The 15,836-nt window shown below is 35.4% G+C and carries 12 protein-coding genes; 8 read left to right on the top strand and 4 right to left on the bottom strand.

Annotated features, from left to right (window positions below):
* Nucleotides 1-7: 7 nt before the first annotated feature.
* The gene (locus tag CYAN10605_RS00695) at nucleotides 8-1,927 is read left to right on the top strand and encodes an FAD-dependent oxidoreductase (RefSeq protein WP_015218029.1); all 1,920 of its coding nucleotides are present in this window, start codon (nucleotides 8-10) and stop codon (nucleotides 1,925-1,927) included.
* A gap of 129 nt (nucleotides 1,928-2,056) precedes the next feature.
* Here the strand turns inward: CYAN10605_RS00695 and CYAN10605_RS00690 are convergent, their stop codons facing one another.
* The 4 genes from CYAN10605_RS00690 to asnS all read right to left on the bottom strand — a co-directional run bounded on the left by CYAN10605_RS00690 (nucleotide 2,057) and on the right by asnS (nucleotide 7,027).
* Nucleotides 2,057-3,091, bottom strand: a complete 1,035-nt coding sequence (locus CYAN10605_RS00690) for a hypothetical protein (RefSeq protein WP_015218028.1) — start codon at nucleotides 3,089-3,091, stop codon at nucleotides 2,057-2,059.
* 235 nt (nucleotides 3,092-3,326) lie between these two features.
* On the bottom strand, nucleotides 3,327-4,208 hold the full coding sequence (locus CYAN10605_RS00685) for a methylenetetrahydrofolate reductase (RefSeq protein ID WP_015218027.1): 882 nt from the start codon (nucleotides 4,206-4,208) through the stop codon (nucleotides 3,327-3,329).
* 128 nt (nucleotides 4,209-4,336) lie between these two features.
* Nucleotides 4,337-5,347, bottom strand: coding sequence for a tryptophan--tRNA ligase (gene trpS / locus CYAN10605_RS00680; RefSeq protein WP_015218026.1), 1,011 nt, complete (start codon nucleotides 5,345-5,347; stop codon nucleotides 4,337-4,339).
* Nucleotides 5,348-5,641: 294 nt separating this feature from the next.
* Nucleotides 5,642-7,027 carry an asparagine--tRNA ligase gene (gene asnS / locus CYAN10605_RS00675; RefSeq protein WP_015218025.1) on the bottom strand — a complete coding sequence of 462 codons (1,386 nt, stop codon included), beginning with the start codon at nucleotides 7,025-7,027 and terminating at the stop codon, nucleotides 5,642-5,644.
* Nucleotides 7,028-7,348: 321 nt separating this feature from the next.
* Here asnS and clpS point away from each other — a divergent pair, with 321 nt between their 5' ends.
* From clpS to CYAN10605_RS00640, 7 genes are all read left to right on the top strand, one after another.
* Complete coding sequence (clpS, locus tag CYAN10605_RS00670; protein WP_015218024.1) at nucleotides 7,349-7,654, top strand: ATP-dependent Clp protease adapter ClpS; 306 nt, start codon at nucleotides 7,349-7,351, stop codon at nucleotides 7,652-7,654.
* The gene (locus CYAN10605_RS00665; RefSeq protein ID WP_015218023.1) at nucleotides 7,651-7,938 is read left to right on the top strand and encodes a DUF2103 domain-containing protein; all 288 of its coding nucleotides are present in this window, start codon (nucleotides 7,651-7,653) and stop codon (nucleotides 7,936-7,938) included. Before clpS ends, CYAN10605_RS00665 begins: the two co-directional genes overlap by 4 nt.
* 165 nt (nucleotides 7,939-8,103) lie before the next feature.
* A complete protein-coding gene (locus tag CYAN10605_RS00660; RefSeq protein ID WP_015218022.1) occupies nucleotides 8,104-9,156 on the top strand; it encodes a potassium channel family protein in 1,053 nt (350 codons plus the stop codon).
* A complete protein-coding gene (locus tag CYAN10605_RS00655; RefSeq protein ID WP_015218021.1) occupies nucleotides 9,149-10,852 on the top strand; it encodes an ammonium transporter in 1,704 nt (567 codons plus the stop codon). Before CYAN10605_RS00660 ends, CYAN10605_RS00655 begins: the two co-directional genes overlap by 8 nt.
* A 387-nt stretch (nucleotides 10,853-11,239) precedes the next feature.
* Nucleotides 11,240-12,907 (top strand): bifunctional 3,4-dihydroxy-2-butanone-4-phosphate synthase/GTP cyclohydrolase II, encoded by a 1,668-nt coding sequence (gene ribBA / locus CYAN10605_RS00650; protein WP_015218020.1) that lies wholly within the window; start codon nucleotides 11,240-11,242, stop codon nucleotides 12,905-12,907.
* A 134-nt stretch (nucleotides 12,908-13,041) separates the two neighbouring features.
* Nucleotides 13,042-13,974, top strand: coding sequence for an NAD-dependent epimerase/dehydratase family protein (locus CYAN10605_RS00645; protein ID WP_015218019.1), 933 nt, complete (start codon nucleotides 13,042-13,044; stop codon nucleotides 13,972-13,974).
* A 129-nt stretch (nucleotides 13,975-14,103) separates the two neighbouring features.
* Entirely contained in the window at nucleotides 14,104-15,768 is a 1,665-nt protein-coding gene (locus tag CYAN10605_RS00640) for an NAD+ synthase (RefSeq protein WP_015218018.1), read from the top strand.
* Nucleotides 15,769-15,836 lie beyond the last annotated feature (68 nt).

The raw sequence follows: 15,836 nt of genomic DNA, 5'->3' as shown, positions 1-15,836 counted from the left end.
TTGTTGCATGAATAATATATCCCGTCGCAGTTTGCTAAAATTATCCGCTATTAGTGGCATTGTTGGTATTCTCGGCTATTCCCGTGTTGTTAAGCCTCAGCCGACAATTCATAAATGGGATACTTTAGAATTACCTCGCTTTTTAAGCAAGCCGAAGAAAGTGGTAGTTATTGGCGGTGGTTTGGCAGGATTGGCTTCTGCCTATGAGTTGAGTAGTCGGGGTTTTGAAGTTACTTTATTGGAAAAATCCCCCCAGTTAGGCGGTAAAATTGCTAGTTGGGACATTCAAGTGGGAAATGATAGTTTTAGGATGGAACATGGTTTTCATGGCTTTTTTCCCCAATACTATAATCTTAAAAGTATTGTAAAAGAGGTTGCGATCGAATCTAATTTCCAATCATTAGAATATTATTCGGTGGTGTTTAAAGGAGATAAATATAAACCCGAAAATTTTCGTCCTTCTCATTCTTCTTTCCCTTGGAATATCGTTGATTTAGCTATTTCTTCTCGCAATTCTCTTCATTGGGGTATTAATTTAACAAATCCTGCCCATTGGCGAGTTTTTCACGCTATTACGAGCTTTAAAATTCCTGACACCTACTATGACCTAGACAATATTTCCGTGGCAGACTGGGCGGCAAAAGGTATTCCCCAAGGTTTATTCGATTTGTACTTTTTACCCTTCGCAAAATCTTCTCTTAATGCCCCTGATGTTCTCAGTACAGGTGAACTAATGCAATTTTTCCACTTTTACTTTTTCGGTAATCCTGAAGGGTTGGCTTTTAACGGCACAGTAGATGATATGGGCAGAAGTTTAGTTGAACCCATCGCCGCTCACGTCGTCAATAATCAAGGTAAAATCATCACTGAAGCCAATATTAGTAAAATTAATTGCCGTTCTGGGAAAATTACTTCTATTGAATATTATCAAGGGGATGAGGAAAATAATGTACCTTTTTGGGTAGATCTCAATCCCCTCTTAAAAGATGAACACTATAGCTATTATGGCGGAGGCGATCGCCTCTTTGCTGTAGTTAAAGATACCGATGAAGCCTTTTCTTTAAGCTGTACTCATCAAGGTTGTATTGTTAATAAACAAGAAGACGGAAAATTTGTTTGTCCTTGTCACGGTGCAGTATATGATCAACAAGGGAAAGTGCTAAATCCTCCTGCAAAACGTAACTTAAAAACTTATAAGGTAATCGAAAGAGGAGAGAATCAAGTCAAATTAGTTGCAAATCAAAAAACCGCCAGTAAACCAAAAACCATTGAAGCGGATTATTTTGTTTTTGCTACTGATGTGGTAGGAACAAAACACCTATTTAATCTCATAGAAGGTGACACAAAAAGTTATCCCGAAACTAAAGCACAAATAGAAAGTTTAGCATTAGCTGACCCCTTTGCCGTTGGGCGTTTTTGGTTAGATAAAGATTTTGAGTGGCAACACAGTAATTTTGCTTCCTTATCAGGCTATCGTCTCACTGATAGTATTACTCTTTATCATCGCATTCAAAATGAATATAAAGCATGGGCGGAAAAAACGGGGGGCAGTGTGGTAGAGTTACACGCCTATTGTTATAAAGAAAAAGAATTTCCTACCCAAGAAGCTATTTTAAATACCTTCAGAGAAGAATTGATTGAGATTGTGCCGGAATTAGCCGATGCGAACATTTTACATCAGCAATTAGTCAACCAAAAGAATTTTTCTGGTTATCCTCCCAATAGCTTTAAAATGCGTCCTTCTACCGAGTCTCAAATTAGTAATTTAATGTTTGCAGGAGATTGGGTCAAAATGCCTTTTCCCTGTGGTTTAATGGAGAGGGCAATTAGTAGTGGTTTGTTGTCTGCTAATGCTATTCTTTATCGAGAGGGTTTACAACGACGAGATTTATTATCTGTTAATCCGTCTGGTTTATTTAGTATTTAACTTGAATTCCCTTGAATTCGATGTAAAATTTTCGGTTAGGGTCAGAAAAAGGAGAAACCCCTCTGTGTCTCCCCTTAAAAGGGGAGAAAGGGAACAGAGAACAATGTTTATTTTGTCACTCCGAACCCATTACTCATCTGTCATAATACGCAAACGAATCATTTTTTCTCCCTCATCATCAAGACGTAACTCGATGACCTCACTGGTTAATTTTTCCAAACAACTAAGAAGCGATCGCAAACTTGGGGTACTACTTCCTGTTTCCACATAAAGGCGATCAGCTATACTACCTAATTTTTTCCAGAGAGTATAGAGTTTACCCACATTCTGCTCTAAATTGGTTGCTTGTTTGACTAAATCAGCCGTCAGACTTAAACAATCTAATCTCAGGGCTTCTTGTAAAGCAGACTCAATATCTACAGCAGAATCTCTCAGGGTTTCTACTTGGGCGGCAGAATCGAGATATTTACTTAAACTTTTCGCCGTTGAAGTCATCTGCTTAACTGTGTCCACATCAGGATTACTTTCAATTTCTTTTTGAATTTCGCTAATTTGTTCTTCTGGTAGTTTTTCTAATTCTTTGACTAAAGGTGCTAAATGACGGGGAGGTAATGAACCATCAACGGCTTTCTCTTTAACACTTTCAGGAATTAAATCCGAGTTCATCGCTGTATATTCATCCGTCAACTGTTTTACTTCTCGACGGGTGATGCGATCGCCTTTTTGTGCCGCTTCGCTGACTAATTTTTGTATTTCAGGCTCTGCTTTGGCGGTTTCTACAAATGCCCGTTTACTGAAATTATTAATAGCGGTAGGTTCTAAATTTCCTTCTTCCAAGAGGGTATCTGCACTATTGGCAAGTTGAATTAAAGCATAGGCTTGACTTTTGGTAATTTCCCTATTTTTTAGCCAATTTAAAAAACCTGTACCTCTGCCTTCTCCGCCGACTTTTTCTCGATCCCGAACAGCCCTTAAGATTCTACCACGCCAAATATCTGTCTGTAAATCGAAGCGATCGCACACTTTCCAAACATCATCAACCTTTTGCAGAAAATCCTCCTCCGCAATTTGATCATCTTCTGGATCGGGTAAGTTAAACTCTAAATCAGCAGGGATGGTAAGAGCTTCTGCAATTTCAACAGGAGAGGGAACAGTTTCCACCATATATATTTATTTTATTGATGATTGTTAGAAAATATTTACAGGTTTTCTTATTGTCTATCTTTACATCCAATCTTGTCAATAGATAATTTTAGGGGCAAAGGTAATTAGTGAATAGTGAATAGTTGATAATTAAGAATTAAAAACTCCGAACACTTATTACTTATTTATTATTTATTACTGGTTTCCCCCTATCCCTTAAACACCCTGACACCTGCAACCCGAAACCTGACACCTCTTAGTGATGAATCTTTGCTAAATCCAATATTTGTGGTATTAAATCCTCTCTTTTAACCGCCATTAGATGGACTCCTTGGCAAATTTGTTGGGCATCTTTGATTTGTTCGGCGGCAATAGTCATGCCTTCTAGTAATGGGTTTTCTGCTTTTTCTAGGCGATTAATAATATGTTCTGGTATTTCTACTCCCGGCACATTTTTATTAATAAATCGAGCATTTTTAGCACTTTTTAACAAGAATATTCCTGCCAAAATAGGTCGATCGCATCCTTTAGCAATTTCATTCATAAAGCGATCTAATTTATCAAAATCTGTAATTAATTGGCTTTGAAAAAACTTTGCTCCTGCTTTAATTTTTTGTTCAAAACGTCTTTGTAACCCTGACCAACTCTTTAGTTGAGGATCAACCGCCGCACCAGCAAACAAGTTTAAATTTCCATCGGGTAGGGTTTTATTATTCAGATCAAAACCTTCGTTTAATTGTCCAATTAACTTTAATAAACGGACTGATTCTAACTCAAAAACTGCTTTTGCTTGAGGGTGATCTCCTGCTTTTAAAGGATCTCCTGTTAGGGCTAAAATATTTCTAATTCCTAAACTATAAGCACCCATTAAATCTGCTTGTAATGCAATGGAGTTGCGATCGCGCCCGGTCATTTGACAAATCGGCTCAATTCCTTCTCGTTGCAACAACACACAAGAAGCAATAGAAGACATCCGCAATACGGCACGACTACCATCTGTAATATTAACTCCGTGTACCCTATCTTTGAGTAAACGGGCAACTTCTAGCATCCGTTCAGGATTGCCACCTTTAGGGGGGGTCACCTCGGCGGTGATGATGAATTCTTTAGATGCGATCGCATTTTCTAGTTTAGTCATTATAAGTGGGTAGGAAAATTAATTGGATATTTAGGTTAAGGGCGAAAGGCAAAAGGCAAGAGGCGAGGAGTAACAAGGGGCTTAAGCCCCTTGCTAATTAACACTAATCCCAATACCCCAACACCCTATTAATAAATCGGTGGTAAATAACCCAAAGCATCTTTAACTCTTTTTAGAGTTGCATTGGCGACATTTTCCGCTTTTTCCCTACCATCCCTTAACACAGAATCGAGATAAGTCTTATCTGCCATAATTTCTGCATATTTATTTTGAATAGGTTGTAATGCTTCAATCACCGTATCCGTCAATAAAGGCTTAAATTTACCCCATCCCATATCCCCACACTCGTCACTTACCTCATCCTTACTTTTACCACTAAAAATGCTATATAATCCCAATAAGTTATTACATTCGGGACGATCTTCACTGAAACTTAAACCCATAATAGGATCAGTTTTACATTTTTTAATCTTTTTCCTAATTTCATCAGGGCTATCTAACAAATTAATCCTACTCAATTCAGAAGGATCAGATTTTGACATTTTATTTGTACCGTCAGTTAAACTCATAACCCTAGCCCCCTCCTTTTTAATCATTGGTTCAGGCACTTTAAAAACGGGTTTATCTTCACTACCAAACTTGTCATTGACACGAATAGCAATATCACGAGTTAATTCTAAGTGTTGTTTTTGATCTTCTCCTACAGGTACTTGATCTGCATCATATAATAGAATATCCGCCGCCATTAGTACGGGATAATCTAGTAAACCCACACTGACATTTTCTCCTTGTTTAATCGCTTTTTCTTTAAACTGAATCATTCTTTCTAGCCAATTCAATGGAGTAACACAATTAAGCAACCATGTTAATTCTGTATGGGCTTTTACATGGGACTGCACAAAAATAGTGGAGTAGTTTAAATCAATACCACAAGCTAAATATAAAGCGGCAATAGTATAAGTATTATCTGCTAATGAAGTGCGATCGTGGGGAACTGTAATAGCGTGTAAATCAACAACACAGAAAAAATTATCATAATTAGGTTGTATTTCTACCCAGTTACGAATTGCCCCTAAATAATTGCCTATGTGTAAATTTCCTGTGGGTTGAACTCCTGATAAAACACGCTTTTTAGTCATGATTCTGTTAGAGGATATATGAATTGGATTTTACTAATGATGAACAACATTTTTCATGTCCAAGGGCAAATTATATCATTACCTCTGTTCAGTTCGATCTAAAAATTAAGATGTAATCAATGGCAATCAACAAGTAATCAGATTAAGAGAGAGTGATGAGAAGATAAGGGGAATGGGTGAGAGAGGGAAGTCGGGGCTTAGGGTGTTGGGATTAGTGTTAATAGGCAAGGGGCTTAAGCCCCTTGTTACCCCCCAAGGCTGTAACCTTAATCGATAATCTTATATCGAACCCAGTTAAAACTCTGCATTCATTGGGGTGCGTGGGAAGGGAATTACATCTCTGATATTTTCCATTCCTGTCATAAATTGAACTAATCTTTCAAATCCTAAACCAAAACCAGCATGAGGAACAGTGCCATATCTACGTAAATCTAAATACCACCAAAGTTCATCGCCATTAATATTACATTCAACAATACGAGATTGTAATACATCTAATCTTTCTTCTCTTTGTGAACCGCCTATAATTTCGCCGATGCCCGGGGCTAAAATATCCATCGCCGCTACGGTTTTTTGGTCATCATTGAGACGCATATAAAAGGCTTTAATCTCTTTTGGATAGTCAGTAACTATGACGGGTTTTTTGAATAATTCTTCAGCCAAGTATCTTTCATGTTCTGATTGTAAATCTATCCCCCACTCAACAGGAAATTCAAATTTTTTCTTGCTTTTTTCTAATAGATTTATTGCTTCTGTATAAGTGATTCTTGCAAACTCATTATTAATGATATTTTCTGCATTAATAAGTACATTTTGATTAATTCTTTGGTTGAAAAAAGCCATATCTTCAGGACAATGATCTAAAACATATTTAAAGACATATTTTAAAAATTCTTCTGCTAAATTTTGATCTCCTTCTAAATCACAAAAAGCAATTTCTGGTTCAACCATCCAAAACTCTGCTAAATGTCGAGAAGTGTTAGAATTTTCTGCTCTAAAAGTAGGGCCAAAAGTATAAACATTTTGAAAAGACATCGCCATAATTTCAGCTTCTAATTGACCACTAACTGTTAAGTAAGCCTGTCTGCCAAAGAAATCATTTTCATAATTAATTTCATCTTTTTTATCTTGAATGATTTTTTCTAAAGAGAGATTTGTTACAGTAAATAATTCCCCTGCTCCTTCGCAATCACTGGCGGTAATAATAGGAGTATGAACCCATAAAAAACCCTTACTTTGAAAAAATTGATGAATAGCATTCGCACAAGCATTTCTTACTCGCATGACTGCTCCAATGGTGTTTGTTCTACCTCTTAAATGTCCAATAGTTCTAAGAAATTCAAAAGAGTGACGTTTTTTTTGTAAAGGATAAGTTTCAGGATCACAATCACCAAAAATGATTACTTCTTGAGCTTGTAATTCTACTTTTTGACCTTTGGCAGGAGAATCAACTAAAATGCCTTTTATGCTAACAGAAACTCCTGTATTTAATCTTTTAATAATATCTTGATAGTTTAGTAAATCTGAGTTTAAAACTGCTTGTAAATTCCCAAGGGAAGAACCGTCATTAATTTCTATAAAAGAAAATTCTTTTAACTCTCTTTTAGTTCTAATCCAACCTTTTACTTCTATTTCTTCTTGAGCTTTTCCGTTTCTCAAAATATTAATTATTCTTGCCATTTTTGCTTATAATTTTGTAGATTATTAATTATGCTTTTAAATTATATCGAAAAAAACTTTTATTCAGCAAATCATTAGATTATATATATATTTATTGTAATTATTAATTATGATTAAATAGTCAAATTTATAGACAGTACTCGTAAGGAAATAAAATACTAATAATATTAGCCGATTTTGTTTTGTAAGTAGCTATCGAGATAGTTTGGATAGTCTCTGAAGAATATGTATAAACAATACAAAATTATAAACAAAAGCAAAATTGAGTATAATTAAATATGTTCCCTAAAAAATAAACAAAAATTTCCTATCTGCAATAATATGACTTCAACCATTTTAGCTAGTACTATTGTTGCTCCGAATAAATCGAGTCAAGTCACTCGCAAACCATATCCAAACTATAAAGTTATCGTCCTTAATGATGATTTTAACACCTTTGATCATGTAGCTAATTGTTTAATCAAGTATATTCCTAATATGACTCCTGATTATGCTTGGCAGTTAACTAATCAAGTACATTTTGAGGGACAGGCTTTAGTGTGGAGTGGTCCATTGGAACAAGCAGAGTTGTATCATCAACAGTTAAGAAGGGAAGGTTTAACCATGGCACCCTTGGAGGCAGTATGAGTAAATCTTCAGAGGGGAGAATTGTCTGGAATCATTCTACCCATTTAGACGGGTTAATTCCCATTTTAGAAAAATTGATTACTTATGAAGGCGTTAAAACCGTTACTCCAGCCGTATTAAGTAGATCGCGATCGCACTCTCCCCATATGAAGTTAAAAATATCCGTGCCGATTCGGGGAGGGTTTAAGCTGATTGCTAGATGTGGGAAAAGTGTACAAGAAGTTTTTGTGATCACAGAATTGGATAAATCTCGACTAGAAGAAATTATAAAAGGTATTCTTTAAAATACAAGTCTTTTAATTTTCTGACACTTCACATTAATAAACTAATTCTATTTTTGCACAATATTTTTTGTTAAGTGAATATAGATCGCATTTTTCTGAATCTTAACTTGAAAAAATGGTTTAAATTTGACTTTATTTTTTTTTAAGAGGGGATTTAATAAATGAATGCAAAACTCTCTTAATCGAATTATTCTAGGTTCAGTCTTTTTTTGTGTCACCATTGTTGTGGCTATTGTTGGCTACATGACTTTTGGCTGGACATTATTAGAATCAACCTACATGGTTGTAATTACTATTTTTGGAGTCGGTTATGGAGAAGTAAAACCGTTACAAACCCCCGCAGAAAAAATTTTTACCATCAGTGTGATAATTGCAGGGACATCTTCAGCTATTTATGGTTTGGGGGGATTTATTTCAATGATTACAGAAGGAGAAATTAATCGAGCTTTAGAGGCTCAAAGACAAAGGAAAACAATTTCTAACTTAGAAAATCACGTTATTATCTGTGGTTTTGGGCATATTGGACAAGTCTTGGCTCAACAACTAGAAGAAGTAGCGGAGAATTTTGTAGTAATTGATAATAACCATGAAATCATTGAATTAGCTAAAAGTCGTAACTACTTAACTGAAGAGGGAGATGCAACAGATGAAAATATTTTAACGAAAGTAGGTATTGATAAAGCCAGAGTCTTAGTAACAGTATTAGCTAGTGATGCTAGTAATGTTTTTATTACCCTCACCGCCCGTGAATTGAATCATAACCTAATTATTATCGCAAGGGGTGAGTTTCCTAGCACGGAAAAAAAACTGCGATTAGCTGGAGCGAATCATGTGGTTTTACCTGCTTCAGTAAGTGGCATGAGAATGGCGAATTTGATTACTTCCCCTAATACCAATGACTTTTTTCAACATCCTGAAGAGCAAAGTTATCTTAATGATTTACTTAAACAGTTAGAGGTGCAGATAGAAGAGTTATCCCTTGCTGATACTTCTCCTTTGGTGGGCAAAACTGTTAAAGAGTTGGAAATTCGTGGAAAGGGGTCATTTTTAGTGGTGGCTATTCGGCGTTACAGTGGAGACTTAATTAGTCATCCTGCCTCAACTCTAATCTTAAATAGGGGAGATATTTTAATTGTTTTAGGGCATCAAGCGGATTTGCCTCAATTTGCCCGTTACTATCGACTTAATCGCTTTTTATCGACTAATCAACATGGATAAACTTTGGGTATTGTTATGTACGGGGTTAGTTTTTTTGATGCAAGCGGGTTTTATGTGCCTTGAGTCAGGATTAACTCGCTCTAAAAATAGTATCAATGTCGCTGTTAAAAATTTTGCAGATTTTGGTATCTCTGTACTGTTATTTTGGGCTTTTGGCTATGGTATTATGTTTGGTGCTTCTCAAGGAAGTTGGTTTGGTGGGGATAATTTCTTTTTCTCTGCGGATACCCAAGGAGATATGACAGTTTTTTTTCTGTTTCAAGCCATGTTTTGTGGTACGGCAACAACTATTATTTCAGGTGCGATCGCAGAACGAATTAAATTCTTAGCTTATACTATAGTTGTCATCTTAGTCTCAGGTTTAATTTACCCTTTTTATGGACATTGGGTATGGAATAGTAGTGGTTGGTTAAAACAATTAGGTTTTATTGATTTTGCTGGAAGCACTGTGGTACATGGTGTTGGTGCATGGGTAGGATTCGCTACTCTGATTATCATTGGTTCTCGTCAGGGTAGATTTAGCGATAAAGGAGAGGTTAATAAAATTCAAGGCTCAAATTTACCTTTTGCCGTGTTAGGTGCTTTATTTTTATGGTTAGGTTGGTTAGGATTTAATGGCGGTAGCACTTTCGCTTTTAACAATCAAGTACCAAAAATTATTCTTAACACTGTATTGGCAGGAGTGGGAGGGATGATAATGGCAATGATTTTTTCTCAAGTAAAAGAAAAACGGGTTGAGGTGGAAGAATTAATCAACGGTTCAATTTCTGGTTTAGTGGCAATTACTGCGGGTTGTCATATAATACCTAATCCTTTGGCGATTATAGTAGGCATGACAGGGGCGGCGATGGCTAAATTTGTTTCACAAGCCTTAATTAGAGCCAAAATTGATGATGCGGTGGATGCTGTAGCAGTACATGGTGGTGCTGGTTTATGGGGTACTATTTCCGTAGCGTTATTTGGTGATTTAGCTTTGATGAAGATGCCTATCAGTCGAATAGAATTATTGTTAATTCAGTTATTAGGTATAGTCATCGCTATGGTTTGGGCGTTTGGTTTAACTTGGTTAATTTTGAAACCTTTAAATCAGATTTTTCCCCTCCGAGTCTCTCTTGAAGCAGAAGAATTAGGTTTAAATGTAGCTGAACATGAAGCAAAAACAGATACATATGAATTATTAAACGTTATGGATTTACAGGCAAAAACCCACGATTTAACCTTGCGAGTGCCGGTAGAATCTTTTACAGAAGTGGGTCATATTGCTACTCGTTACAATCAAGTTATGGATGCTCTTGAACAAAATCACCGTCAAAATATGGAGTCTTTAGAAGAATTATATGCAGTGACGGCAACAGCCGTTTCAGCTGTAGAAAATAAACAGTTTTCCCCTGATGATTTTGATGCTTTTTGCGATCGCCCCGATGAATTAGGGATTCTTGCTCAAGCACTTCAAGAGATGATTACAATTATAAATAATCAACAGGAACAACTACAAATTTTAAGTGGTGAAACTCCAGAAAACCATAATCAAGAAATAAGAATTTTACAAGATACGGTAGTAGAAATTTTAACTACTCGTTTTGGACAAATTACCTCCCAATTAAATGTCAGTATTCATAAAATAAAAAATTTAAGTGAAATAGCCGATTTATTGAAAAAAGCCATCTCTGCAAAATCTATCGATGATTTTTTATAGCAATTCTCATTACTATGAGGCACATCACTTATCCGTATTCGGGAATGGGCAAAGGGCAAACCCCCCTTTATCCCCCCTCGAGAGGAGGGAGGGCAAAGGTAAATAGTTGATAATTAAGAATTAAGAATTAAGAATTAAGAATTAAAAACTCCGAGCATTCATTACTTTCTTCTAAAACCTGAAACCTAAAACCTGAAACCTGACACCTCATCTCCCTCTCTCCTCATCTCCTCATCTCCTCATCCTCTAAACACCCTGACACCTAGCCTTATCCGATATTCATAAACCAAACGGAGGTTTAATACATTTTTCTCTATGGATAGGAAATGTTAAAATAATAAATTAACAAATAATTACTAAAAAGCTATAAAAAGTAAATCAGCAGTTGTGAAGAGCGAAAATATCCAATTTGACAGTATTGAATCCGCCTTAGCAGATATAAAAGCAGGAAAGGCGATTGTAGTAGTGGATGATGAAAATAGGGAAAATGAAGGTGATGTAATTTGTGCCGCCCAATTTGCTACTCCCGATATGATTAATTTTATGGCGGTAGAAGCAAGGGGTTTAATTTGTTTAGCAATGACAGGGGAAAGACTCGATGAGCTAGATTTACCTTTGATGGTGACAAAAAATACTGACAGTAATCAAACCGCTTTTACTGTTAGCATTGATGGGGCAAAACATCTTGGAGTAACAACGGGTATTTCTGCCGATGATAGAGCAAAAACGATACAAATAGCTATTAATCCTCAAACTCAACCAGAAGACTTAGCACGGCCCGGACATATTTTTCCTTTAAGAGCGAAAAAGGGTGGGGTTTTGAAAAGGGCTGGCCATACTGAAGCGGCGGTAGATTTATCTCGACTGGCTGGTTTATACCCAGCAGGGGTAATTTGTGAAATTCAAAATCCTGATGGTAGTATGGCTCGTTTGCCTCAATTATATGAGTATGCCCAAACTCATCAATTAAAATTAATTAGTATTGCCGATTTAATTAGTTATCGCTTAAAATACGATCGCTTCGTATATAGAGAGACAATTTGTAACTTTCCCAGTCAATTTGGAGATTTTCAAATTTATGCCTACCATAATGCTTTGAATAATACGGAACATTTAGCCATTGTTAAAGGAGATATAAACGAATTTTCCCAACAACCAGTCATGGTGAGAATGCACTCAGAATGTTTGACTGGGGATGCTTTAGGCTCATTACGTTGTGATTGTCGAATGCAGTTACAAGCGGCATTGAAAATGGTTGAAAATGCAGGATTGGGAGTAGTTGTTTATTTACGTCAAGAAGGTAGGGGCATTGGTTTAGTTAACAAACTCAAAGCCTACACTTTACAAGATAAGGGTTTTGATACCGTTGAAGCCAATGAAAAATTAGGTTTCCCTGCGGATTTAAGGGATTACGGTATGGGGGCGCAAATTCTTAATGATTTAGGCATTAAACAAATTCGCTTAATTACCAATAATCCTCGTAAAATTGCTGGTTTAAAGGGTTATGGTATTGAAATTGTGGAGCGTTTACCCTTATTTATTGAAGCCAATGACTATAATTCTAATTATTTAGCCACAAAAGCAGAAAAGTTAGGACATTTACTCTTACAAACTTATCTTTGCACCGTTGCAGTTACATGGAAAAATCCCCTTAACTCTGCCACTAAGCGCTATGAAAAACTAGAAAATATACGTTATTTGGTGCGTAGTAATAATTTACTTTTACAGGAAGAAATGCGCCCAGTTTCTATTGCTTTATTTAGTCAACCATCAATGATTTTTCACTTGGGTTTTGATAGACCTAAAATGGTTGAATCTAACTGGTATAAGAATAAAAATCATCCTTATTTGAATGGAATTTTAGAAATAATTGATAAAATCCTTACTTGGGAAAATATTGATTCTGTGCAATTTTTACTAGCTGATGGGGATGATCCTATGTTGGGATTACAGGTGAGATTACAAAGAGAAAATATTTCTAATTATTCTTCTATTCAAGAGTTAACCCCAAAATTAGAAACTCAAACAATTTATGTTTATAAACAAGATGCCTAAAAAATTAAGGCTCTGACCCGGTGATTATGATAAATTAATAGAAAATAAGAGCAACAAAAACTGTTATCACAAAAGCAATCGAACTCAGGTACATTAGTAAGAGCAAGATCAAAAATATAATAATCAATTAGTATATGCGTATTTTAATTATGGGAGGAACTCGTTTTATAGGGGTTTCTCTAACTAAAATTTTAGTTGCTCAAGGTCATGAAGTAGTACTTTTTAATCGAGGTAATAAACCAGCACCAGTTAACGGCATTGAACAAATACACGGCGATCGCACCAATGCTTCAGAATTAAAAGATAAGTTAGCAGGACAAAAATTTGATGCAATTTTCGATAATAATGGTAGAGAATTAAAAGATACAAAGCCTTTAGTAGAGTTATTCAAAGATCAAATATCCCATTTCGTTTATGTTAGCTCGGCGGGGGTGTATTTACCATCAGAACAAATGCCCCATCGAGAAGATGATCCCGTTGACCCACAAAGTCGCCACAAGGGTAAATATGAAACGGAAACCTACTTAAAAGCTGAGGGTGTGCCTTTCACTTCTATTCGTCCTACTTATATTTATGGTTCTGGCAACTATAATGATTTAGAAGCATGGTTTTTCGATCGCATCCTTCGTAATCAGCCTATTTTAATACCTTATCATGGATTACATTTTACTCAATTTGGTCATGTGGAAGATTTAGCAACTGCCATGAGTCTGGTTTTGGGAAATTCTCAAGCGGTAGGACAAATATATAATATATCAGGCGATCGCTATGTTACTTTTAAGGGACTAGCCTTAGCTTGTGCCGAAGCTGTGGGAAAAAACCCAGAAGAAATTGAGATCAAATATTATGATCCTGCTCAATTTAACTTAGAAAAAAGAAAGGCTTTTCCCATTAGAGTTCAACATTTTTTTGCCGATATTTCCAAAGCTCAAAAAGAACTAAATTGGCAACCAAAATATGATTTAATTTCTGGATTAAAAGAGTCTTTTGAAAATGACTATTTAGCTAATGGTAGAGATAAAGTCGATGTTGATTTTAGCCTTGATCAAGAAATCTTAAATAATTAGAAAAAGTAAAAAGGGCAAGAGTAAAAAATTAAGAATTAAAAACTCCTGTACGGGCGAATAGCCATTCGCCCCTAACTTCAAACCCCGAACTCTGAATCCCCATCTCCCTATTTATTACTCCTTATCATCATGAAAATTGCGATCGCACAACTTAATCCGACTATCGGAGACATAAAAAACAATCTTAAACAAATAAAAGAAACTGTTAATATTGCTGAAAAAAAAGGAGCAAAATTAATTCTTACTCCTGAATTATCATTATGTGGTTATCCTCCTAAAGATTTACTTTTAAATAAAAATTTTTTAGGGCAAATGAAAAAAGAATTAGAACAATTTGCTCAAGAAATCAATCCTCAAATATCGGTTTTAATCGGAATTGCTGTCATAAATGATAATGCAGAAAAAGAAGGCAAAAAAACCCTTTATAACAGTTCTGCTTTAATTAGAAATGGAAAAATTGAAACTTTTTTTCATAAACGTCTTTTACCGACTTATGATGTATTTGAAGAAGATCGCTATTTTAGTGCAGGAAATGAGGCTAATTATTTTTATCTTGATGATGTCAAAATAGGCGTTACAATTTGTGAAGATTTGTGGAATCAAGAGGATTTTTGGGGTAAGAAAAACTATACTACTAACCCCGTAAAAGATTTAGTTAATCTTGATGTTGATTTGATTGTTAATCTTTCCGCTTCTCCCTATGTTGTACAGAAACAACAAGTTAGAGAAAAAATGTTGATATATTTATCTAAACAATACAAAAAATCTCTTATTTATGTGAATCAAGTGGGAGGAAATGATGATTTAATTTTTGATGGTAATAGTTTTGTTGTTGATAAAAAAGGCAATATTATTAATAAAGCCAAAAACTTTCAACAGGATTTAATTTATGTAGATTATTGCAAAAAAAATCAAGATTTAATCTCAGAAAATAAGATAAATTTAGTAAATATAACAAAAGAAGAAGAAATTTATCAAGCCTTAGTTTTAGGTGTAAAAGATTATGCAAAAAAATGTGGTTTTAAACAAGCAATTATCGGTTTAAGCGGTGGAATAGATTCTGCTTTGGTGGCAACTATTGCCGTTTCTGCTTTAGGTAAAGACAATGTTTTAGGGGTTTTAATGCCTTCGCCCTACAGTTCAGCCCATTCAATTACAGATGCAGAACAACTGGTCAATAATCTAAGTATAAAAAGCGAAAAATTGCCCATTCAAGAAGTAATGAAAAGTTATGACTCTACTTTACACCCTCTTTTTAAAAATACAGAATTTGGTATCGCAGAAGAAAATTTGCAGTCTCGTATTCGTGGAACTTTATTAATGGCAATCGCAAATAAATTTGGTTATCTACTATTATCAACAGGTAACAAATCAGAAATGGCAGTAGGATATTGCACCCTATACGGCGACATGAATGGCGGACTAGCAGTAATTGCAGATTTACCGAAAACTCAAGTTTTTTCCTTGTGTCATTGGCTTAATCAAGAAAAAGAAATCATACCTCATAATATTCTCACTAAACCTCCTAGCGCCGAACTAAAACCAGATCAAAAAGACCAAGATTCTTTACCCCCTTACGAAATATTAGATGATATTTTAGAAAGATACATAAACCATCATCAATCCGTTACAGAAATAGAAAATTCAGGTCATGATTTAGATACCATCAATAAAGTAATCAAGTTAGTTGTAAGAGCAGAATTTAAACGAAAACAAGCCCCTCCCGGTCTAAAAATTACTGATCGAGCTTTTGGCACTGGTTGGAAAATGCCTATTGCCAGTCGCTGGATTTAATTAAATCAAAAAAAAACCTAGCCCTATGGGCTAGGGGAATTATTTAGTTAAAGCTCCCGAAAATTTGA

Origin of the sequence: Cyanobacterium aponinum PCC 10605 (assembly GCF_000317675.1) — a bacterium.
In the GTDB taxonomy this organism is placed as follows: domain Bacteria; phylum Cyanobacteriota; class Cyanobacteriia; order Cyanobacteriales; family Cyanobacteriaceae; genus PCC-10605.
The sequence above is the reverse complement of the archived record's forward strand: the minus strand, read 5'-3'. Positions and strand labels throughout refer to the sequence as shown.

What these genes read in the sequence shown, in the direction of transcription:
- CYAN10605_RS00695 (WP_015218029.1), top strand. Translation starts at nt 8, where the DNA reads ATGAATAATATATCCCGTCGCAGTTTGCTAAAATTATCCGCTATTAGT.
- CYAN10605_RS00690 (WP_015218028.1), bottom strand. Translation starts at nt 3,091, where the DNA reads ATGGTGGAAACTGTTCCCTCTCCTGTTGAAATTGCAGAAGCTCTTACC.
- CYAN10605_RS00685 (WP_015218027.1), bottom strand. Translation starts at nt 4,208, where the DNA reads ATGACTAAACTAGAAAATGCGATCGCATCTAAAGAATTCATCATCACC.
- trpS (WP_015218026.1), bottom strand. Translation starts at nt 5,347, where the DNA reads ATGACTAAAAAGCGTGTTTTATCAGGAGTTCAACCCACAGGAAATTTA.
- asnS (WP_015218025.1), bottom strand. Translation starts at nt 7,027, where the DNA reads ATGGCAAGAATAATTAATATTTTGAGAAACGGAAAAGCTCAAGAAGAA.
- clpS (WP_015218024.1), top strand. Translation starts at nt 7,349, where the DNA reads ATGACTTCAACCATTTTAGCTAGTACTATTGTTGCTCCGAATAAATCG.
- CYAN10605_RS00665 (WP_015218023.1), top strand. Translation starts at nt 7,651, where the DNA reads ATGAGTAAATCTTCAGAGGGGAGAATTGTCTGGAATCATTCTACCCAT.
- CYAN10605_RS00660 (WP_015218022.1), top strand. Translation starts at nt 8,104, where the DNA reads ATGCAAAACTCTCTTAATCGAATTATTCTAGGTTCAGTCTTTTTTTGT.
- CYAN10605_RS00655 (WP_015218021.1), top strand. Translation starts at nt 9,149, where the DNA reads ATGGATAAACTTTGGGTATTGTTATGTACGGGGTTAGTTTTTTTGATG.
- CYAN10605_RS00645 (WP_015218019.1), top strand. Translation starts at nt 13,042, where the DNA reads ATGCGTATTTTAATTATGGGAGGAACTCGTTTTATAGGGGTTTCTCTA.
- CYAN10605_RS00640 (WP_015218018.1), top strand. Translation starts at nt 14,104, where the DNA reads ATGAAAATTGCGATCGCACAACTTAATCCGACTATCGGAGACATAAAA.